This window comes from Duganella aceris (assembly GCF_011090165.1).
Classification (GTDB): Bacteria; Pseudomonadota; Gammaproteobacteria; order Burkholderiales; family Burkholderiaceae_D; genus Rugamonas; species Rugamonas aceris.
Window position 1 is genome coordinate 46,078 of record NZ_JAADJT010000010.1, and the last position, 20,547, is coordinate 66,624.

Sequence of the window (20,547 nt, forward strand, 5' to 3'; positions counted from 1 at the left end):
GTCGCTATGACTACGCAATTCGACCACAACACCTATCTCGACCGCCACGACGACCCGCTGCACTTCTGGGAGCAACGCATCAAGGCCAGTCGCTGGATGATCGTCAAGACCTTCGCGCTGGGCGTGCTGGCGGCCGCCCTCGGTGTGCTCGGCCAGGGTTGGCTGGAGCGGGCGGCGCCGCTGTTCCCCTTCATCAGCCAGAACTACGGTTTGTGGCAGGCCGGCTATCTGCTGTCGCTGGTGGTGATCTTCCTGCTGTGGTCGGCGGCGATGCTGCAAAAGATGGGTCTGCTGCAAAACAGCAAGCTGGGTCGCGACAAGCAGCTGCGCATCGACGAGCAAAACGAACGCCGCCAGGAACGCAAGCAAGCCGAACGCGCGCGCCGCGAGCAGGAGCGCAAGGCGCGCGAAGCCGTCACCATCACGCCGTCCTACTTCAAGGCCAACAACACCCGCAGCAACAAGTTTGATTACTGAGTCGATTACTGATCATTCGTAGCGCAGGCAATCGACCGGCAGCAGCTTCGATGCCCGCCGCGCCGGGTAAAAGCCGAAGAACACCCCCACCAGGCTGGAGAAGCCGCACGCCACCACCACCGCCTGCAAGGTGATGAAGACGTCGAACTTGCCGGTCGAGGTGATCGCGGCCGCCGCCCCGGTGGCCAGCACGATGCCGAACACGCCGCCCACCAGGCAGATCACCACCGCCTCCGTCAGGAACTGCAACAGCACGTCGCGCGGCTTGGCGCCGATCGCCATGCGGATGCCGATCTCACGGGTGCGCTCGGTCACCGACACCAGCATGATGTTCATGATGCCGATGCCGCCGACGATCAGCGAGATCGCGCCGATCAGCCCAAGCAGCGCGGCCAGGCCGGCGCTGATCTTCTGCGCCGTCTCGGCGAACGACGCCAGGTTGTCGATGCGGAAGTCGTCCGGCTGCTCGTACTTGATGTGGTGCCGGTCGCGCAGCGTTTCGCTGATGTCCTGGATCGCGTCGGTCAGATTGCCGCCCGACTTCCCCTGCGACACCACGTAATGCACATTGCCGGGGAACGGCATCCGCACCAGGTTGGCGGCGGACGCGGTGATCGGCACCAGCACGTAGTCGGCCAGGTCGCCGCCGTCGACCTGCTTGCCTTCGCCGTACAGCACGCCCACCACCTGGAACGAGACGTTCTCGATGCGGATGTATTTGCCCAGCGGGTCGATCTTGTAGAAGAACTGGTCGGCGACCTTGCGGCCGATGACCACCATGCGCGCGGCGGCGCGCACGTCGGCGTCGCTGAAGGCGCTGCCCTTGTCGATCTTCCAGCCGCGTATCTTGAACATCGCCGGCGTCACGCCGTGCACCGTCTTCGACGCGCTCTCGTTGCCGACCGCCAGATTGAAGCCGCCCTGCAGCACCGGCGCCGCACCGGCCAGCGACGGCAAGGCGTTCAGCGCGGCGGCGTCGTTCATGGTCAGCGCCGGCGCGGCGCCAGCCCGCAGCCGCTGCTGCTGCGCGCGGTCGCCACCGGGCGAGACGAACAGCATATTGGTGCCCAGCTGCTCCAGCTCCTTGGCGATGAAGCGCTTCATGCTGTCGCCCACCGCCAGCAGCAGCACCACCGAGGTGATGCCGATGATGATGCCCAACATGGTCAGCAGCGTGCGCAGGCGGTTCGCCAGCATCGAGCGAAACGCCTCCACCACAATCTGTAAAGGATTCATATGATTTATACCGTTATCGTTTCATGGCCCATCAGGCGCAGGCCTTCGGCGGCCGGGCCGTCGTACAGCACGTGGCCGTCCTTGAGCCGCATCAGCCGCTTGCTGTAGGCGGCGATGTCCGGCTCGTGCGTGACCAGCAGGATGGTGATGCCGCGCTCCTGGTTCAGCTGCTGGAACGAGCGCATGATCTCTTCGCTGGTCTGGGTGTCGAGGTTGCCGGTCGGTTCGTCGGCCAGGATCAGCGGCGGATCCGCCACCAGCGCGCGGGCGATCGCCACCCGCTGCTGCTGGCCGCCGGACAGCTGGTTCGGCGTGCGTTTGGCGTAGTCCTTCAGGCCGACCCGTTCCAGCTCCACCAGCGCCTTGGCGTGCGCCTTGGCACGCGAGACGCCGGCGTAGATCAGCGGCAGCGCCACGTTCTCCGCCACGCTCATGCGCTTGATCAGGTTAAAGCTCTGGAACACGAAACCGATGGTGCGGTTGCGGATGGTCGCCAGTTCGGCGCGCGACAGGGTCAGCGTGTCGACGCCGTTCAGGTGGTAGCTGCCGCCGGTGGCCTGGTCCAGGCAGCCGAAGATGTTCATCAGCGTCGATTTGCCGGAGCCGGACTGTCCCATCACCGCGAGGAAGTCGCCGCGCGGCACCGCCAGGTCGATGCCGAACAACACCTGGGTTTCCACGCTGCCGGAGAAGTAGCTCTTGGTGACCCGGCGGATATCGATCAGCGGCTGGGTCACATGCCACCTTCTTTTTCGTTGATGGCGCGGGTGACGACCTTGTCGCCCTTCTTCAGATCGCCGCCGGTCACCTCGGTGTAGCGGAAGTTCGACAGGCCGATCTTGATGTCCAGCGGGACCGGCTGGTTCTTCGCGTCCAGGGTGTAGATCTTGAACGCGCGCGCCAGGTCGGCCTTGGTGCGGAAGGCGGAATCGTCGTCCGGCGGCGGCGCGTCGATGTTGGCGGTGGCCGACGCCGACGCCGACGCCGAAGCGGATGCGGACGCAGCGGCGGCCTTCTTCTGCCGCTCGATTTCCTCGTCGCTGAGGCGGAAGCGCAGCGCGGCGGTCGGGATGCGCAGCACCTGCTGTCGGTTCCCCACCAGCAGCCGCACCTGCGCCGTCATGCCCGGCTTGAGCAGCTCGTCCTTGTTGTCGACATCCAGCACCACGATGTAGGTCACCACGTTCTGCACCACGTTGGCGGCCAGGCGGAACTGGCGCATGCGCGCGTCGAACTCCTTGTCCGGATAGGCGTCGACCACGAAGCGCGCCGCCTGCCCTTCCTTCAGCGCGCCGACGTCGGCCTCGGAGACGCTGGTGTCGATCTGCATCTTGGTCAGGTCGCGCGCGATCTGGAACAGCGTCGGCGTGGTGAACGACGCCGCCACCGTCTGCCCCAGGTCCACGGTGCGCTTGATGATGACGCCGTCGATCGGCGAGCGGATCACGCTGTTGTTGAGGTCCGCCTGCGCGCGCGCCAACTGCGCCTGCGCCAGCTGGATGTTGGCCTGCGCCACATCGACTTCGCGCTTGGATTGGTCCAGCGCCAGCGGCGAGATGAAACTCTGCGTCACCAAGGTCTGGTTGCGCGCGTGCGTGGCCTGCGCCAGCCGCAGCGAGGCGCGCGCCGACGCCAGTTGCGCGTCGGCCTGGCGGATCTGCGCGTTGAAGATGGTCGGGTCCAGCGTCAGCAGCACCTGGCCTTTTTTCACATGGTCGTTGAAGTCCGCCTTCAACTCGTTGACCGTGCCCGATACCTGCGAGCCGATGTTGATCAGCGCCACCGGGTTGATGGTGCCGGTGGCGGTCACCGTCTGCGTGATGTTGCCGGTGTCGGCCGCCGCGACCCGGAAACGTGGCGGCTCCACCACGGGGGTCTTACTTTTGGAATAGTAGGCGGCGGCCGCGCCGCCGATCACCAGCAAGCCGAGCGCCAATGCGATCTTTTTCTTGGTCAGGAAAGCCATCGTTTTGTGTGTGTCCCATAGTGAGATCCGGCGATAGGCGGATCAGCACGGCAAGTATTATGCAGATTTGCATTAAATGCAACTTGGCGGCGCCGCCGCCGGCCTTACCTCTTTCGGGGAGGCCCCCGATACCCAGGTGGCGGGATATGCAAGTTTGCAATCCGGCTTTGCAGGAATGGGCGTTCCCAACGGCGGCGTTCGGCCCTACCATGACTCATCGATTCAGCACACAACGGAGCACAGCATGACAGAATCCCTCAGCATCAAGGTCGCCGACGGCAGTTTCGACTGCTACGTCGCCCGTCCGGCCAGCGCCGCCGCCGCGCCGGTGATCGTCGTGATCCAGGAGATCTTCGGCGTCAACGCCGGCATCCGCAGCATCGCCGACGACTACGCCGCCAAAGGCTACATCGCCGTCGCCCCCGACCTGTTCTGGCGCGCCGAGCCGGGCCTGTCGATGTCGGAAGACCAGCCGGGCGACTGGGCGCGCGGCTTCGCGCTGTACAGCGGCTATGACTTCGACGGCGGCGTCGATGACATCGCCGCCGTCGTCGCCGCCGCCCGCGGCATGGCCGGCGCCACCGGCAAGGTCGGCGTCACCGGCTACTGCCTCGGCGGCCTGATGACCTTCCTGACCGCCGCCCGCGCCGACGCCGACGTCTTCGTCGCCTACTACGGCGGCAGCACCGAGAAATACGCGGCCGAAGCGGTCAACGTCAAACGCCCGCTGCTCTATCACCTGGCCGGCGAGGACGAATACATCGGCAAGGATGCGCAGGCCGCGATCCACGCCGCGTTCAAGGGCAACCAGAACATCGAGCCGCACACCTACCCCGGCTGCAACCACGCTTTCGCCCGCCCCGGCGGCAACCACTACGACGCGGCCGCCGCCACGCTGGCCAACTCCCGTACCGACGCCTTCTTCAAACAATATCTTTAATCCATCCTCCAGGAGAACAACATGACCGAACAGATCAACCCATCCCGCCGCTTCGCCATGGTCGGCACCGCCGTCGCCGCCGCCGCCACCGCGTTGGCCAGCGTCGCCACCGAGGCGTCGGCCGCCACCGCCGGCAAGGTGCAGAAGACCTCCAGCATCGTCACCACCCGCGACGGCGTCGAGATCTATTACAAGGACTGGGGTCCTAAGACCGGTCAACCGGTGGTGCTCAGCCACGGCTGGCCGCTGAATTCGGACAGCTGGGAATCGGCGGCCTTCATGCTGGCCAATAACGGCTTCCGCGTCATCACCCACGACCGTCGCGGCCATGGCCGTTCGAGCCAGCCTTGGGACGGCAACGACATGGACCACTACGCCGACGACCTGGCCCAGGTGATCGAAGCGCTGGACCTGAAGAACATCATCATGGCCGGCTTCTCGACCGGCGGCGGCGAAGTGGCGCGCTATGTCGGCCGCCACGGCACCAAGCGCATCGCCAAGCTGGGCCTGATCTCGGCGGTGCCGCCGCTGATGCTGAAAACCGACACCAACCCGGGCGGCCTGCCGATCGAAGTGTTCGACGGCATCCGCGCCGCGTCGGTGGCCAACCGCGCCCAGTTGTACCTGGACCTGGCCTCCGGTCCGTTCTACGGCTACAACCGACCTGGCGCCAAGCCGTCGCAGGGTATCATCCAGGCCTGGTACGCGCAGGGCATGCAGGGCGGCCACAAGAACACCTACGATTCGATCAAGGCCTTCTCGGAAACCGACTTCCGCGACGACCTGAAAAAATTCGACAAGCCGACCCTGATCATCCACGGCGAGGACGACCAGATCGTGCCGATCGACGCCGCCGGCCGCGCCTCGGCCAAGATCGTCAAGCATGCCAAGTTGATCACGTATCCCGGCGCGCCGCACGGCCTGACCGACACCCACAAGGACAAGTTCAACGCCGACTTCCTGGCCTTCGCCAAGTCCTGACCCGAAGGCCGTCCATTTTGTGATAAGGTTTCCGTACTGCTACAAAGCTGCACGGAAACCCCATGATGGAACTCTTCTCCCCGCCGGATAATCTGGCACTCATACATTACGGCACGCACGACCCGGCATTGGTGTTGCTTTCCATCCTCATTGCCATCTTCTCATCATGGATGGGATTGCAAGTGGTGGGACAGGCGCAGGCCGCCGGCACGCGCCCGCTGCGCGTGATCATGCTGGGCAGCGGCAGCCTGGCGCTGGGCTGCGGCGTCTGGGCCATGCACTTCATCGGCATGCTGGCGTTTAACCTGTGCACCGGCATCGAATACGAGCATGGCATCACCATCCTGTCGGTGCTGCCCAGCCTTGCCGCCTCCTATGTCGCGCTGTCGATCATCAGCCGCGCGCGCCTGAGCACCGGCGCGCTGCTGACCGGCGGCGTGCTGGTCGGCGCCGGCATCGGCGCCATGCACTACACCGGCATGGCCGCGATGCGCATGGCGCTCGACCTGCGCTACGATCCGCTGATGTTCGGCCTGTCGATCGTGGTCGCGGTGGTGCTGGCCACGCTGGCGATCTGGATCCGCTTCGGCCTGCGCTCGCTGCGCGGCCACCTGAGCCAGCGCACGCTGGGACTGATCAGCGCCAGCGTCATGGGCTGCGCCATCGCCGGCATGCACTACACCGGCATGGCGGCGGCGCGCTTCGTCGGCGAGCTGCCGCCGCCCGGCGCGGAAACCGCGGCCTCGGCCCAGAGCGGCACCTTCCTGGCGCTGGCGATCACGCTGATCACGGTCGCCTTCACCATCTTCGTCATGGCCGCCAACGGCCTGCTGCGCTACCGCGAACTGTTCCGGCAACAAGGCGAAAGCGAGAGCTGGATGCGCGCCCTGCTCACCACCACCGTCGACGGCGTGGTCACGCTCGACCGCGACGGCGTGATCCACGAATTCAACGCCTCGGCCGAGCGCATCTTCGGCTGGACCCGCGCCGAAATCGTCGGCCGCAACGTGCGCCTGCTGATCGCCGACATCGAGCGCTCCGAGCGCGAAGGCCTGCTCAACTACATGCGCACCGAGAACGCCGCCATCCCCGGCAAGGGCAGCGAAGTGATGGGCCTGCGCAAGGACGGCGGCACGGTGCCGATCCGCCGCGCGCTGGGCCATGCCAAGCTGGCCGGGCGCGACCTGTTCGTGCTGTTCATCACCGACATCAGCGAACGCCGCGCCATCATGCAGGCGCTGCGCGACAGCGAGCAGCAGTTCCGTTCCCTGATCGGCAATATCCCCGGCATCTCCTTCCGCAGCAGCATGGCCTTCGACACGCCGCCGGTGTTCGTCAGCGACGGCATCGAGCGCGTGGCCGGCTTCCCGGCCAGCGATTTCGTCGGCGAGCAGCGCAGCCGCACGCTGGGTTCCCTGATCTGCGAAGAGGACCGCGCCGGCGTGGCGGCGGAAATCGCGCGCAGCGTCGCCGAGCTGTCGGCCTACCAGGTCGAATATCGCCTGCAGCACGCCGACGGCAGCGTGCGCGCGATGTGGGAGCACGGCGCCGTCACCCAGGACGAAAGCGATCCGGAGATCCGCTGGATCGACGGCGTGATCCTCGACATCAGCGAACGCCGCCAGATGGAGCAGGAGCTGCGCCACGCCAAGGAGAAGGCGGAACAGGCGGCGGCGGCGCGCGCCAGCTTCGTCGCCAACATGAGCCACGAAATCCGCACCCCGATGAACGCCATCCTCGGCTTCACCGACGTGCTGCTCGACACCGAACTCGATACCAGCCAGCGCCGCCACCTCGACACGGTGCGCAAGGAAGGCCGCTCGCTGCTGCGCCTGCTCAACGAGATCCTCGACACCGCCAAGCTGGACAAGGGCGCGATGGAGCTGGAGCCGGACGACTACAGCCTGCTCGGCCTGATCGATGAACTGGCCTCCACCTTCGGCAGCAACGCCCGCAGCAAGGGGCTGGCGATCGACATCGTCTACGATCCGTCGCTGCCGGCCTGGCTGCACGGCGACGAGCTGCGCATGCGCCAGATCCTCGGCAACCTGCTGGACAACGCGATCAAGTTCACCGCCGCCGGCAAGGTCGGCCTGCACGCCAGCGAGCGCCAGGGCCAGTTGCACATCGCGGTGCAGGACACCGGCATCGGCATCGCGCCGGAGCGGCTGGACGCGATCTTCGATCCCTTCACCCAGGCCGACGCGTCGATGACGCGGCGCTTCGGCGGCACCGGCCTCGGCACCACCATCAGCCGCCAGCTGGTGGGCCTCATGGGCGGCAAGATCTGGGCCGAGAGCGCGCCGGGCCAGGGCACCACCTTCCATGTGGTGCTGCCGCTGGAACCGGCGCGCGACGCGCCGTCGCTCGGCGGCGAGCGCAGCGACTATCCGCTGCCGCCGCTGCACATCCTGGCGGCGGACGATGTGCCGCAGAACCTGGAGCTGCTGTCGCTGCTGCTGGCCAAGCGCGGCCACCGCATCGATACCGCCAGCGACGGCACGCACGCGGTGCGCATGTCGGCCGAGCGCCGCTACGACGTGGTGCTGATGGACATGCAGATGCCGCTGATGGACGGCCTGGCCGCGACCCGCGCCATCCGTCGCCGCGAAATGGAGGCGCAGGGTGCGCACGCCGCGCCGGCCGAGCAGCTGCCGATCGTGGCGATGACCGCCAGCGTGCTGGCGGCGCACCGCGAGGCCGCCAGCGCGGCCGGCATGCAGGGTTTCGCCTCCAAGCCGGTGGACTGGCACACGCTGTCGCATGAAATCGCGCGGGTGATGCAGCTGCCGGTGATGGAGTACGGCCTGCCGGCGGCGGACGCGCCGGCGCGCCAGCGCGTGCTGAACCAGAAGGCCGGCCTGCGCCGCTGGTCGGATCAGGAGAAGGTCTACCATCAGGCCTTGCGGCGCTTCGCCGCCGACTACGGCGCCGCCGCCACCACGCTGGGCAAGATGCTGGGTTCCAGCAGCGAGACGCGGCTGGAGGATGCCGGCGCGTGGTGCCACAAGGTGCGCGGCGTGGCCGCCAACCTGGGCCTGGAACAGCTGACCGCGACGCTGGCGCAGCTGGAAAAATTATGCGGCTCGCCGCAGCGCGACGACGGCACGCTGAACACCGAATTGACGCAAGGCCAGCGCACGCTGACCGCGCAGCTGGACGCGGCGCTGAGCGCGATCCACGCCGCCACGGCGGGTGTGACGGCGGGCGGCGGCACGGCCGGCGGCGATGGCGCAGGCAGCGGTGCGGCGGGCGCCGACGCGGCGGACGGCGGCGCGGCGGACGCTGCCCGGGCGGACGGCGCGGCCTACGATCCGGCGGCCGTGCGTGAAAAGGCCTCGGCGCTGCTGCCGTCGCTGCAACGCGGCGCGCTCGACGACGCGCGACTGACGGCGCTGACCTCGAGCCTGGCCGGCGCCCCGGCCGCGCATACCCAACAACTGGCGGCGCTGCACAGTGCCCTGAACGATTTCGATTTCCCGCTGGCGCAAGGCACGCTGCAGGAATTGCTGGCCAACCTGGCCGCGGAGAACCCATGATGACCACCCATCAGCCCAACCAGCCGCTGATCCTCGCCGTCGACGACGAAGCGAGCAACCTGCAACTGCTGCGCCACGTGCTGCAAGACCAATACCGGCTGCTGTTCGCCAAGGACGGCCCGCGCGCGCTGGAGCTGGCGCGCCAGGAACGGCCGCAACTGATCCTGCTCGACGTCATGATGCCCGGCATGACCGGCTACGAAACCTGCCGGCTGCTGAAGGCCGACCCGGTCACCGCCGCCATCCCGGTGATCTTCGTCACCGCGCTGAGCGAGGCCTCCGACGAGGTGGTCGGCTTCGACGCCGGCGCGGTCGACTACATCACCAAGCCGGTCAGCCCGCCGATCGTGCGGGCGCGGGTGCGCACCCACCTGTCGCTGGTCGGCGTCGACGAGCTGAAACGCACGCGCCTGGAAATCGTGCAGCGCCTCGGCCTGGCGGCGGAGTACAAGGACAACGAGACCGGCCTGCACGTGATCCGCATGAGCCACTACTCGCGCATCCTCGGCCTGGCGCTGGGCATGACCGAGGCCGAGGCGGACGATCTGCTGCACGCGGCGCCGATGCACGACGTCGGCAAGATCGGCATCCCCGACAACATCCTGCGCAAACCGGGGCCGCTCGACGCGGATGAATGGAAGGTGATGCAGTCGCACGCCACCATCGGCGGCGACATCATCGGCAAGCATCCAAGCGGCATGCTGGCGATGGCCTACGACGTCGCCGTCACGCATCACGAGAAGTGGGACGGCAGCGGCTATCCGAACGGCCTGGCGGGCGACCAGATCCCGCTGGTCGGCCGCATCGTGGCGATCGCCGACGTGTTCGACGCGCTGACCTCGGCCCGCCCCTACAAGGAAGCGTGGCCGATCGAGAAAGCGGTCGACTACCTGGAACAGCAGCGCGGCCTGCACTTCGAAGGCCGGCTGGTGGATCTGTTCCTGAAACAGATGCCCGCGCTGCTTGAAGTCAAGCAGCGCTGGGCAGAGCATTAATTCGCCAGCCGCGCCATCACGCCAACCAGCTGGTCGATCTGCGCCGTGGTGTGGTCGGCGTTCATCATGAAACGCAAGCGCGCCCGCCCCACCGGCGCCGCCGGGAATTCGATCGCGTCGACATGGATGCCCTCGCGGCGCAGCGCCAGCGCGTAGCGCCGGCAGGTTTCGGCGTCGCCGACCGGCAGCGACAGGATCGGCGCGTCGGTGCCGATGAAGGCGTAGCCCAAGGCCTGCATGCGCTCGACGAAGTGGCGCTGGTTGTCCCACAGGCGCCGGCGCCGTTGCGGTTCTTCCTGCAGCAGATCCAGCGCCGCCAGCAGCGCCGCCGCCTGCGCCGGCGGCGGCGGGCTGGTGAAGCCGAAGGCGGAGCTGGTCAGGCGGATCACGTCCGCCACTTCCCGGTCGACCGCGACGAAGCCGCCGATGGCGCCGAGCGCCTTGCCCAGGCTCCCCATCTGCATGATGTTCGGGCTGTAGCGCTCGAAGTGCTCGCAGGTGCCGCCGCCGTTGGCGCCGAGGACGCCGGTGGCGTGGGCGTCGTCGAGATACAGCAGCGCGTCGAAGCGTTCGGCCAGCTCCGCCAGTTGCGGCAGCGGCGCGATCGTGCCCTCCATGCCGAACACGCCGTCGCTGACGATGATCGGCGTGGCGCCGTCGGCGGCGCCGGCCAGCAGCAGCGACTCCAGGTGGTTCATGTCGCGATGCCGGTAGTGGTAGCGCAGCGCGCCGGAAAGCTGGATGCCTTCGCTGATCGAGATATGATTCAGTTCGTCGGAATAGTAGGCGTACTTGCGGCGCTTCCTGGCGCGGAAGCCGTGCAGCCGCGCCAGCGTGGCCGCCTTCACCATCGACGACAGCACGCCGATGTTGGCCATGTAGCCGGTGACGAACAGCACCGCGTCGCTCTTGTGGGTCAGCGCGCCGAGGCGGCGTTCCAGCTCGCGGTAGATTTCCAGGTCGCCGCCCAGCAGGCGCGATTCGCCGCCGCCGACGCCGTAGCGGGCCAGGCCCGCGCCGGCCGCCGCCAGCAGGCGCGGATGGCTGGCCAGCGCCAGGTAGTTGTTGCTGCTGAACGAAACCAGGGTATCGCCCCGCGCGCCATGCGCCGCCGGATCGCGGTGGATGGGGTGCTGCTGCAGCCAGTGGGCGATATCGCTTAAGTCATGCATGTTGTGTGGAAGCCGGAGAATATCAGTCCATCATAGGACGCCCCGGCTTTCCACAAGCTTGCGGTCAGATTACGGATCGGATAGCCGCGCCGCTCACGACGGCGCCAGCGGCAGCACGATGCGCGCCACCAGCCCCGGCGCGCCGTCCTCCAGCACCAGCGCGCCGCCGTGCGAGGTGGCGGTGGCGCCGACGATCGACAGCCCCAGGCCGTTGCCCGGCATGTGGCGGCTCTTGTCGAGGCGATAAAAACGCTGCGTCACCTTGTCGCGCTCCCCGTCCGGGATGCCGGGGCCGTTGTCGTGCACCGCGATCGAGGCCTGGCCCTGGTGCAGCCCGGCGCGCACGCGGATCGCGGCGCCCGGCCCGGCGTACTTGATGGCGTTGTCCAGCAGGCTGGCGACCGCGCTGGCCAGCAGGTTGCGGTCGCCGTCGACGAACAGCGCATCGGGCGCGTCGACCGTCAGCGCGATGCCTTCGTCTTCGGCGATGGCTTCGTACATCTCGCCGATGTCGGCCACCACCCGGCCCAGGTCGAGCCGCTCGAACAGGCGCGCGCGCATGCCCGATTCCGCCTCGGCGATCTGCAGCAGGCGCTCGAACAGGCGTATCAGGTCGTCGATGTCGTCGATGGCGTCGTGCGCCGCGCCGGACAGGCGCGGCACCGTCATGTCGTGGCGCAGCGCGTCGTCGAGGCGGCCGCGGATGCGGCTCAGCGGCGTGCGCAGATCGTGGGCGATGGCGTTGGAGACGTGACGGATGCCGTCCATCAGCAGCTCGATCCGGTCCAGCATGCGGTTGATGTCGCGGTTGAGCAGCGCGAATTCATCGTTGCCGCTGACCGGCACGCGCGGACTCAGGTCGCCCGCCTCGATCTGCGCGGCGGTGCGGCGGATGTCGCCCAGCCGCCCTTCTATGCTGCGGCGGAACAGCATCGCGCCGCCGATGGTCAGCAGCAGCGAGACGCCGGCGCCGGCCAGCAGCGCGCGCCAGATGACGTCCTGCACCGCTTCCTCTTCGCTCAGGTCGCGGCCGACGATCAGCATGCCGCCGCCCTCCAGCGGCCGCAGGTACAGCCGCGCCGGCGCGCTGCGGCCGTTGCGCTGCACGGTTTCGGTCAGCATGTCCTCGTCGCCGCCGGTGGCCGGCAGCACGCCCAGATTGCCGGCGCCGCGCGCGCCGTCGGCGCCGACCAGCTGCAGGATCTCGCGGTCGCTGTCGACGCCGTCGCCCAGCTGGCGTTTGACCTCCGCCTCCAGCGCGCCCGGCTGGCCGTCGCCGACGCTGTCGAGCAGGCGCTCCGACTGCGCCATGATCTTGCCGTCGATATTCTGATCCAGCACGCCGATGGTGCCGCTGTAGAACACCGCCGACACCGCCGCGATCGAGGCGATGCCCAGCAGGCCGTAGCCCAGCACCAGCTTGGCGACGATCGAACCGCGCCACAGCTTGGGCAGCTTCGGCAGCCTAGGCAAGCGGATACTCCAGGTCGTCGGGCGGCGTCGCGCCCATGCGGTAGCCGACGCCGCGCAGCGTATGGATCAGCATCACCGGGAAGTCCTTGTCGACCTTGGCGCGCAGGCGGCTGATCTGCACGTCGATGACGTTGGTCTGCGGGTCGAAGTGATAGTCCCACACCGATTCCAGCAGCATGGTGCGGGTCACCACCTGGTTCTCGTTGCGCATCAGGTACTCCAGCAGCCGGTATTCGCGCGGCTGCAGCGTGATCACCTTGTTGCCGCGCGTGACGCGCAAGGTGCGCAGGTCCAGCTTCAGGTCCGCCACCTGCAACTGGGTGCTGTCGGCGCCGGGCGCGCTGCGGCGCAGCAGCGCTTCGACGCGCGCCAGCAACTCGGAAAACGCGAACGGCTTGGACAGGTAGTCGTCGGCGCCGCCGCGCAGGCCGGTGACGCGGGCGTCGATGGTGGTCAGCGCGCTGACGATGATGACCGGGGTCTGCTTGCCCAGCGCGCGCAGCTTGTCGACGATGGACAGGCCGTCGATACGGCCCGGCAGCATGCGGTCGAGGATGATGATGTCCCAGTCCTCGCTGGTGGCGTAGTCCAGGCCGTCCGGACCGGTGGCGGCGGCGGTGACCAGGTAGCCCGCTTCGCGCAGGCCCTTGCAGATGTAGTTCGAGGTTTCGGCTTCATCTTCGATGACCAGGCAGCGCACGCGATTCTCCATCATGGGTGATGGGCGTATTCTACCTTGAAGGTGAACTCCCGCCCGGACGACGTCGTTGCGTCGCACAGCGGGTGACCTCATCATGGTGAAGCCGTCTTGTTTGACCGTCGACAGGGCGCGGAGTTCGACGACCATGATAGCCACCGGGGCAAAAAATAACTTTGAGCTAAATCAAAACCGACTTAAACGGTCCGTTCGCGCACACCGGCGCGCTTGTTGGCGTGCTTCAGCGCCAGCTCGCGGTACAGCGACAGGTAGTTGCGCGCCATCGTCTCGGCCGTGAACAGTTCCCAGTAGCGCGCCTCGGCGCGGCGGCCCATCTCGGCGGCGCGCTCGGGCTGCTCCCACAGCGTGCGCATCGCGGCGGCGAAGGCTTGCGGATCGTCGGGCGGCACCACCAGCCCGGTCTCGTTGTCGATGTTGATGTAGGTGGTGCCGGTGCCGATCTCGCTGGAGATCATCGGCTTGCCGTACATCGCCCCTTCCAGCAGCGAGATGCCGAACGCCTCCGAGCGCAGGTGCGACGGGAAGGCCATGGCGTAGCACAGCTCCAGCAGCGCGGCCTTGTCGTCCTCCCCGACCGCGCCGAGGAACATCACATGCGTCAGCCCCAGCCGCGCCGCGTGCTCCTTGAGCTCCTGCTCGACCGGACCGGCGCCGACGATCACCACCGGATAGTCGAGATCGGTCATCGCGTCGAGCAGGATGTGCAGGCCCTTGTAGTAGCGCAGCACGCCGACGAACAGGAAGAAGCGTTCGCCGCATTGCGCGCGCCACTTGTCCTTGACCGCCTGCGACGGCTGCGCGTAGATCGATTTGTCCAGCCCGTAGGTGATGGTGCGGGTCTTGTGCGCGAAACGCTTGAGCACCGGCGACGAGGCCTGGTAGTTGGGCGAGGTCGCCACCACCGTGTCGACGCTGTGCAGGAAGCGGCGCTTGAGCGGGCTGTAGAGGCGCAACAGGTTTTTCTGGCGCACGATGTCCGAGTGGTAGGTCACCACGCTCGGCTTGTTGATGCGCGCCATGAAATGCGCCATGTCCATGAACGGCCACGGAAAGTGGTAGTGGATCACGTCGGCCTTGCGCGCCAGCCGCGCCAGCTTGCGGATCGCCGCGAACGAAAAACCGGTCGAGGCGATCTCGAAGTCCAGCGGCACGCGGTGCACGGTGTGGCCTTCGAACTGGATTTCCTTCGGTCCCGTCTTGTCGGGGGTCAGCGTCAGCACTTCGTTGGTGACGCCGAGCCGGCCCGTGCCGACGCACATCTGGCGTATCACTTGCTCGATACCGCCCCAGGTGTCGGGATAATAGGTCTTGTAGAAATGGAGAACGCGCATGGCTGGGCTTCAGTGAGACAGTACTTCATGATACACGGCGGCGGTGCGGCGAGCCGCTTCGTCCCATGTCAATTCAAGCGCGCGGCGCCGGCCGGCGCCGATGCAGCGCGCGCGGATGGTGTCGTCGCGCGCCAGCGTGGTCATGGCGGCGGTCATTTCCGCCACCGACAGCGGATCGAATTCCAGCGCCGCCCCCTGCGCCACTTCCGGCAGCGAGGTGGTGCCGGAGCAGGCCACCGGCACGCCGCTGGCGAACGCTTCCACCAGCGGCAGGCCGAAGCCCTCGTGCAACGACGGGAACACGAAGGCGCCGGCGCCGGCGTACAGATGGCGCAACTGGGCGTCGTCGGTCAGCCGGTCGAGCCAGACCACGTTTTCGCCGTTCTGTTGCGCGGTCTTGATTTGCGCCACCAGCTCCTCGCTGCGCCAGCCCGGCGCGCCGACGATCACCAGCTGATGCTTGGAGCGCAACACCGGCGGCAAGGCCAGGTAGGCCTGCAACAGGCGCCCGACGTTCTTGCGCGGCTGCAGCGTGCCGACGAACAAGAAGTAGCCGGCCCGCAAGCCGTGCTGCGCCAGCGTGGCGTCGCGCTGCCCGGCCGGCGGCGCGTCGAGCCAGTGCGCGCCGACGCCGTGGTGCACCACGCTGATCCGGCCTTCGTCGACGCCGAAGCATTCGACCAGCTCGCGGATCGAAAAGCGCGAACCAGTGATGACGTGGCGCGCCTTGCGCGCCGCCTTGATCTGCAGCCAGTTCTTCAGGCCGCGCAGCTTCGGGCTGGCCCATTCCGGATGCGAGATCGGCAGCGCGTCGTGCAGCGTCGCCACCACCGGGCAATCCATGCGCACGATGCGGTAGTCGGTGGCGTGGAACAGGTCCAGCGGCGCGGCGCCTTTGCCCAGCACCCGGCTGGCGTTCAGGTGCACCGACGCCGGCAGCATCAGGTCGCCCAGGGTCGCCAGCGGAAACGACAGCGGCAGCGCGCGGCCGAGCGTCAGGCGGCGCGCGTCGCCCGGCGGCGCGAAGGAAAACGGCAGCACCTCGACCCCGGCGCCCGGCAAATGATCGAGCAGCGCGCGGCTGTAGACGCCCAAGCCGTCGAGACGGCCTCCCGTCAGCGCCGGTTCCGCCGTCGTGGTCGACAGGCCGACGCGCAGGAGTCGAGCGGAGGTCATGCCGAAGGCGATGCCGAGTACATCCAGCGCAGCGTGTCGGCCAGCGGCAGCGCCGCCAGCGGGCCGGTGGCGGCCACCAGGCGGCGGTTGTCGCCGACCAGCCGCACCACTTCATTGGCGCGCACGAAGGCCGGGTTGACCTGCACATTGATGCGATAGCCGGCGATGTCGGCCATCATGTCCAGCGCCTCGCCCAGCGAGTAGCCGTGGCCGGAGCAGATGTTGAACGCCTGGCCCGCCGGCGCGGCGGCCAGCAGCTTGCGATAGCTCTTCGCGACCATGCGCACGTCGGAAAAGTCGCGCCACACGTGCAGGTTGCCCAGCTCGATGTCGGCCGCCTGGCGGCGGAAATGCGCGACGATTTTCGGCAGCAGGAAATTCTCGTGCTGGCCGATGCCGGTGTAGTTGAACGGACGCACGACGATCAGCGGCAGCTTGTCCTGCCACAGCCGCGCCATGTACTCCATCGCCAGCTTGCTGACGGCGTAGTCGTTGGCCGGCGCCGGCGGCACGTCCTCGCCGATCACGCCGACGTCGGTGTTGCCGTAGATATTGGCGCTGGACGCCAGCAGCACCGCCGACGGCTTTTTCTCCAGCCCGGCCAGCGCTTCCAGCAGGTTGCGGGTGCCGGCCACGTTGACGCGGTAGATTTGCTCGATGTCGCCGTGGCCGACGAAGGCGATGGCGGCCAGATGGGCCACCACGTCCGGCTTGACCTGCCGCACCATCGCGGCCAGGCCGGCGCGGTCGTTCAGGTCGACGGCGAACTCGCCCTCGGCCGGCGTGTGACCCGGCGTGACCGTGCCGAAGACTTCATAGCCGGCGTCGCGCAGTTCTTGCGCGACATAGCGGCCGGTGAAGCCGGACAAGCCGGTAATCAGGGCGCGTTTGCCCGAACCCTCAGCGGCCATGGGGATTCCTTAGAAAGAGAAACCGGCTTTGTTGCGGCGCAGGTCGGCCTCGACCATCATCTGGCACAGCTGCTCCAGCGTGGTCGACGGCTTCCAGCCCAGTTCCTTTTCAGCCTTGGACGGGTCGCCGATCAGCAGTTCCACTTCCGCAGGACGGTAGAACTTAGGATTGACGCGCACCAGCACCTTGCCGGTTTTCTTGCAGGTGCCGATTTCATGGTCGGCCTCGCCGCTCCAGGCGATGCTGACGTCGATCGCCTTGAAGGCCATGCTGACGAAATCGCGCACGGTCTCGGTGCGGTTGGTGGCCAGCACATAGGTGTCGGGCTGGTCGGCCTGCAGGATGCGCCACATGCCTTCGACGTATTCCTTGGCGAAACCCCAGTCGCGCTTGGCGTCCATATTGCCCAGCTCCAGCACGTCCAGCTGGCCCAGATGGATCTTGGCCACCGAGTCGGTGATCTTGCGGGTGACGAATTCACGGCCGCGCAGCGGCGACTCGTGGTTGAACAGGATGCCGGAGCAGCCGAAGATGCCATAGGATTCGCGGTAGTTCACGGTCATCCAGTGGGCATACAGCTTGGCCACGCCGTACGGGCTGCGCGGGTAGAACGGGGTGTCTTCCTTTTGCGGCACGGCTTGCACCTTGCCGAACATTTCCGAGGTCGACGCCTGGTAGAAGCGGATCTTCGGATTGACGATGCGGATCGCTTCCAGCAGGTTGACCGGGCCGACGCCGGTGATCTCGGCGGTGGTGACCGGCTGCTCGAACGACACGCCGACGAAGCTTTGCGCCGCCAGGTTATACACTTCGTCCGGCTGCGCGTTTTGCAGCAGGCGGATGCTGGAACCGAGGTCGGTCAGGTCGTATTCGACCAGTTTCAGGTTCGGGTGCGACTGGATGCCCAGTTCTTCAATACGCCAGAAATTAACCGAGCTGGTACGGCGATAGGTGCCGGTGACTTCATAGCCTTTTTCCAGCAACAGTTCAGCGAGGTAGGCGCCATCTTGGCCGGTGATGCCCGTTACCAGGGCTTTCTTCATTTTCTGCATGGTGAATAACAATCCAAGTCATGGGTAATATTAGTAGCCCGCTATTGTAACAGAGCGAAACTTGCGCACTTCTCACCAAATCTCTCGATTACATCACTTACATCTTGTTACAGGAGTATTTTTTTGGCGATAAAAAAGGCCGGCCCGCCTCCCAGATGAGAACCGGTCCGACCTTGTTGGCGGGCAAACGCCGGTTTACACCTTGCGCTGGGCCACCGCGTCGACCACGCACAGCGCGGTCATGTTGACGATGCGGCGCACCGTGGCCGACGGCGTCAGGATGTGCACCGCCTGCGAGCAACCGAGCAGGATCGGGCCGACCGCGATGCCGTTGCCGGCCGCCGTCTTGACCAGGTTGTAGGCGATGTTGGCGGCGTCGATGTTCGGCGCCACCAGCAGGTTGGCGTCGCCGGTCAAGGTCGAGTCCGGCATCATGGCGTGGCGCAGCTTGGAGTCCAGCGCGGTGTCGCCGTGCATCTCGCCGTCGATTTCCAGCGTCGGATCGAGCTGGTTGACCAGTTTCAGCACGGCGCGCATTTTTTGCGCCGATTCGCTGTTGGACGAGCCGAAGTTGGAGTGCGACAGCAGCGCGGCGCGCGGCGACAGGCCGAAGCGGCGCATCTCTTCGGCCGCCATCACGGTGATCGCCGCCAGCTCGTTGGCGTTTGGATTCTCGTTGACGTGGGTGTCGACCATCACCAGCTGGCGTTCCGGCAGGATCAGCACGTTCATCGCGGCGTAGACGCAGGCGCCTTCGCGCTTGCCCAGCACCTGGTCGATGTAGTGCAGGTGCAGCTGGGTGGTGCCGAAGGTGCCGCAGATCATGCCGTCGGCGTCGCCCTTCTTGATCATCATGGCGCCGATCAGCGTGTGGCGGCGGCGCATTTCCAGCTTGGCGTACTCCTGCGTGACGCCCTTGCGCGCGGTCAGCTCGTAGTACGACTGCCAGTAGTCGCGGTAGCGCTCGTCATGGTCCGGGTTGATCACGTCGAAGTCGACGCCGTGCTTGAGGCGCAGGCCGAACTTGGTGATGCGCGTCTCCAGCACGGCCGGACGGCCGACCAGGATCGGACGCGCCAGCTTCTCGTCGACGATGACCTGCACCGCGCGCAGCACGCGCTCTTCTTCGCCTTCGGCGTAGACGATGCGCTTCAGGTCGGCGTGGGTCTTCTTGGCCATCTGGAACAGCGGCTTCATGAAGGTGCCGCTGCGGTAGACGAACTGTTGCAGGCTGTCGGCGTAGGCTTGCAGATCCTTGATCGGACGTGTGGCGACGCCCGAATCCTCGGCCGCCTTGGCCACCGCCGGCGCGATCTTGATCAGCAGGCGCGGATCGAACGGCATCGGGATCAGGTATTCCGGACCGAACGACAGGTTGGTGAAGCCGTAGGTGGTGGCGACGATGTCCGACTGCTCGGCGTGGGCCAGCTCGGCGATCGCGTGCACCACCGCGATTTCCATTTCTCGGGTGATGGTGGTGGCGCCGCAATCCAGCGCGCCACGGAAGATGTACGGGAAGCACAGCACGTTGTTGACCTGGTTCGGGAAGTCCGAACGGCCGGTGCAGATGATGGCGTCGTCGCGCACCGCCTTGACTTCCTCCGGCAGGATTTCCGGATTCGGATTGGCCAGCGCCAGGATCAGCGGGTTCGGCGCCATCGCCTTGACCATGTCCTGCTTCAGCACGCCGCCGGCGGAAACGCCGAGGAAGATGTCGGCGCCCGGGATCACTTCAGCCAGGGTGCGGGCGTCGGTGACGCGGGCGAAGCGTTCCTTGTCCGGATCCATCAGCTCGGCGCGGCCCTTGTAGACCACGCCGGCCAGGTCGGTGACGTAGATGTTTTCCAGCGGGAAGCCGAGGTCGACGATCAGGTCCAGGCAGGCCAGCGCGGCCGCGCCGGCGCCCGACACCACCAGCTTGCAGTTGGCGATGTCCTTGCCGACCAGCTGGATGCCGTTCAGGATGGCGGCGCCGACGATGATCGCGGTGCCGTGCTGGTCGTCGTGGAACACCGGGATCTTCATGCGGTCGCGCAGCTGGCGTTCGATATAGAAGCACTCCGGCGCCTTGATGTCTTCCAGGTTGACGCCGCCGAAGGTCGGTTCCAGCGCGGCGATGATGTCGACCAGCTTGTCCGGATCCTGCTCGTTGATCTCGATGTCGAACACGTCGATGCCGGCGAACTTCTTGAACAGTACGCCCTTGCCTTCCATCACCGGCTTGGCGGCCAGCGGACCGATGTTGCCCAGGCCCAGCACGGCGGTGCCGTTGGTGATCACGGCGACCAGATTGCCGCGCGCGGTATATTTATAGGCGTTGGCCGGATCGAGAACGATCTCTTCGCATGGCGCGGCCACGCCCGGGGAGTACGCCAGCGCCAGATCGCGCTGGTTGGTCAATTGTTTGGTCGGCGTGACGCTGATTTTGCCTGGCGTCGGGCACTCGTGGTATTCCAGCGCGGCGAGGCGCAATTGTTGACGAAGTTCTTCTTTTTTATCAGATGACGAATCCATGCTGTGCGGCCTTCCTGTTTGTGCAATCGGAAAGCTTACGATTTTATCAGACCAATTCTTGCGAA

16 protein-coding genes are annotated in these 20,547 nt (G+C 66.7%); 5 read left to right on the forward strand and 11 right to left on the reverse strand.

From position 1 onward, the window contains the following. Window positions 1-6 precede the first annotated feature (6 nt). Entirely contained in the window at window positions 7-477 is a 471-nt protein-coding gene (locus GW587_RS21165; protein ID WP_166106591.1) for a hypothetical protein, read from the forward strand. 12 nt (window positions 478-489) lie between these two features. Here the strand turns inward: GW587_RS21165 and GW587_RS21170 are convergent, their stop codons facing one another. Genes GW587_RS21170 through GW587_RS21180 form a run of 3 tightly spaced genes read right to left on the reverse strand, consistent with a single transcriptional unit; the run spans window position 490 to window position 3,679 of the window. Next, window positions 490-1,713 carry an ABC transporter permease gene (locus GW587_RS21170; protein ID WP_229259582.1) on the reverse strand — a complete coding sequence of 408 codons (1,224 nt, stop codon included), beginning with the start codon at window positions 1,711-1,713 and terminating at the stop codon, window positions 490-492. 5 nt (window positions 1,714-1,718) lie between these two features. After that, a complete protein-coding gene (locus GW587_RS21175) occupies window positions 1,719-2,450 on the reverse strand; it encodes an ABC transporter ATP-binding protein (protein ID WP_371875633.1) in 732 nt (243 codons plus the stop codon). Then, window positions 2,447-3,679: an efflux RND transporter periplasmic adaptor subunit gene (locus GW587_RS21180; protein WP_166106592.1), complete on the reverse strand. Its 1,233-nt coding sequence runs from the start codon at window positions 3,677-3,679 to the stop codon at window positions 2,447-2,449. Before GW587_RS21180 ends, GW587_RS21175 begins: the two co-directional genes overlap by 4 nt. Window positions 3,680-3,923: 244 nt before the next feature. Between GW587_RS21180 and GW587_RS21185 the strand changes: the two genes are divergently transcribed. The 4 genes from GW587_RS21185 to GW587_RS21200 all read left to right on the forward strand — a co-directional run bounded on the left by GW587_RS21185 (window position 3,924) and on the right by GW587_RS21200 (window position 10,134). Continuing rightward, the gene (locus tag GW587_RS21185; protein ID WP_166106593.1) at window positions 3,924-4,619 is read left to right on the forward strand and encodes a dienelactone hydrolase family protein; all 696 of its coding nucleotides are present in this window, start codon (window positions 3,924-3,926) and stop codon (window positions 4,617-4,619) included. A gap of 21 nt (window positions 4,620-4,640) precedes the next feature. After that, window positions 4,641-5,600, forward strand: coding sequence for an alpha/beta fold hydrolase (locus GW587_RS21190; RefSeq protein WP_166106594.1), 960 nt, complete (start codon window positions 4,641-4,643; stop codon window positions 5,598-5,600). Window positions 5,601-5,662: 62 nt separating this feature from the next. Then, window positions 5,663-9,139, forward strand: coding sequence for an MHYT domain-containing protein (locus GW587_RS21195; RefSeq protein ID WP_166106595.1), 3,477 nt, complete (start codon window positions 5,663-5,665; stop codon window positions 9,137-9,139). Beyond that, the gene (locus GW587_RS21200; protein WP_207393600.1) at window positions 9,139-10,134 is read left to right on the forward strand and encodes a response regulator; all 996 of its coding nucleotides are present in this window, start codon (window positions 9,139-9,141) and stop codon (window positions 10,132-10,134) included. Before GW587_RS21195 ends, GW587_RS21200 begins: the two co-directional genes overlap by 1 nt. On the opposite strand, the gene GW587_RS21205 is transcribed toward GW587_RS21200, so the two are convergent. The 8 genes from GW587_RS21205 to GW587_RS21240 form a co-directional block, all read right to left on the reverse strand. Further along, window positions 10,131-11,306 carry an aminotransferase class I/II-fold pyridoxal phosphate-dependent enzyme gene (locus GW587_RS21205; RefSeq protein ID WP_166106597.1) on the reverse strand — a complete coding sequence of 392 codons (1,176 nt, stop codon included), beginning with the start codon at window positions 11,304-11,306 and terminating at the stop codon, window positions 10,131-10,133. The two genes, GW587_RS21200 and GW587_RS21205, sit on opposite strands and share 4 nt — an antisense overlap. A 93-nt stretch (window positions 11,307-11,399) precedes the next feature. Beyond that, window positions 11,400-12,779, reverse strand: coding sequence for a sensor histidine kinase (locus tag GW587_RS21210; RefSeq protein WP_229259583.1), 1,380 nt, complete (start codon window positions 12,777-12,779; stop codon window positions 11,400-11,402). Beyond that, the gene (locus GW587_RS21215; RefSeq protein WP_207393601.1) at window positions 12,772-13,491 is read right to left on the reverse strand and encodes a winged helix-turn-helix domain-containing protein; all 720 of its coding nucleotides are present in this window, start codon (window positions 13,489-13,491) and stop codon (window positions 12,772-12,774) included. Before GW587_RS21215 ends, GW587_RS21210 begins: the two co-directional genes overlap by 8 nt. Before the next feature lie 182 nt (window positions 13,492-13,673). Next, entirely contained in the window at window positions 13,674-14,828 is a 1,155-nt protein-coding gene (locus GW587_RS21220; protein WP_166106598.1) for a glycosyltransferase family 4 protein, read from the reverse strand. Window positions 14,829-14,837: 9 nt separating this feature from the next. Continuing rightward, window positions 14,838-16,004: a glycosyltransferase family 4 protein gene (locus GW587_RS21225; protein WP_166106599.1), complete on the reverse strand. Its 1,167-nt coding sequence runs from the start codon at window positions 16,002-16,004 to the stop codon at window positions 14,838-14,840. Continuing rightward, window positions 16,001-16,915: a GDP-mannose 4,6-dehydratase gene (locus tag GW587_RS21230; RefSeq protein ID WP_166106600.1), complete on the reverse strand. Its 915-nt coding sequence runs from the start codon at window positions 16,913-16,915 to the stop codon at window positions 16,001-16,003. Before GW587_RS21230 ends, GW587_RS21225 begins: the two co-directional genes overlap by 4 nt. 9 nt (window positions 16,916-16,924) lie before the next feature. Next, a complete protein-coding gene (gmd, locus tag GW587_RS21235; RefSeq protein ID WP_166106601.1) occupies window positions 16,925-17,959 on the reverse strand; it encodes a GDP-mannose 4,6-dehydratase in 1,035 nt (344 codons plus the stop codon). Window positions 17,960-18,163: 204 nt separating this feature from the next. Then, window positions 18,164-20,482: an NADP-dependent malic enzyme gene (locus tag GW587_RS21240; RefSeq protein WP_166106602.1), complete on the reverse strand. Its 2,319-nt coding sequence runs from the start codon at window positions 20,480-20,482 to the stop codon at window positions 18,164-18,166. Window positions 20,483-20,547: the final 65 nt, after the last annotated feature.

What these genes read in the sequence shown, in the direction of transcription:
- GW587_RS21165 (WP_166106591.1), top strand. Translation starts at nt 7, where the DNA reads ATGACTACGCAATTCGACCACAACACCTATCTCGACCGCCACGACGAC.
- GW587_RS21170 (WP_229259582.1), bottom strand. Translation starts at nt 1,713, where the DNA reads ATGAATCCTTTACAGATTGTGGTGGAGGCGTTTCGCTCGATGCTGGCG.
- GW587_RS21180 (WP_166106592.1), bottom strand. Translation starts at nt 3,679, where the DNA reads ATGGCTTTCCTGACCAAGAAAAAGATCGCATTGGCGCTCGGCTTGCTG.
- GW587_RS21185 (WP_166106593.1), top strand. Translation starts at nt 3,924, where the DNA reads ATGACAGAATCCCTCAGCATCAAGGTCGCCGACGGCAGTTTCGACTGC.
- GW587_RS21190 (WP_166106594.1), top strand. Translation starts at nt 4,641, where the DNA reads ATGACCGAACAGATCAACCCATCCCGCCGCTTCGCCATGGTCGGCACC.
- GW587_RS21195 (WP_166106595.1), top strand. Translation starts at nt 5,663, where the DNA reads ATGATGGAACTCTTCTCCCCGCCGGATAATCTGGCACTCATACATTAC.
- GW587_RS21200 (WP_207393600.1), top strand. Translation starts at nt 9,139, where the DNA reads ATGACCACCCATCAGCCCAACCAGCCGCTGATCCTCGCCGTCGACGAC.
- GW587_RS21205 (WP_166106597.1), bottom strand. Translation starts at nt 11,306, where the DNA reads ATGCATGACTTAAGCGATATCGCCCACTGGCTGCAGCAGCACCCCATC.
- GW587_RS21215 (WP_207393601.1), bottom strand. Translation starts at nt 13,491, where the DNA reads ATGGAGAATCGCGTGCGCTGCCTGGTCATCGAAGATGAAGCCGAAACC.
- GW587_RS21220 (WP_166106598.1), bottom strand. Translation starts at nt 14,828, where the DNA reads ATGCGCGTTCTCCATTTCTACAAGACCTATTATCCCGACACCTGGGGC.
- GW587_RS21225 (WP_166106599.1), bottom strand. Translation starts at nt 16,004, where the DNA reads ATGACCTCCGCTCGACTCCTGCGCGTCGGCCTGTCGACCACGACGGCG.
- GW587_RS21230 (WP_166106600.1), bottom strand. Translation starts at nt 16,915, where the DNA reads ATGGCCGCTGAGGGTTCGGGCAAACGCGCCCTGATTACCGGCTTGTCC.
- gmd (WP_166106601.1), bottom strand. Translation starts at nt 17,959, where the DNA reads ATGAAGAAAGCCCTGGTAACGGGCATCACCGGCCAAGATGGCGCCTAC.
- GW587_RS21240 (WP_166106602.1), bottom strand. Translation starts at nt 20,482, where the DNA reads ATGGATTCGTCATCTGATAAAAAAGAAGAACTTCGTCAACAATTGCGC.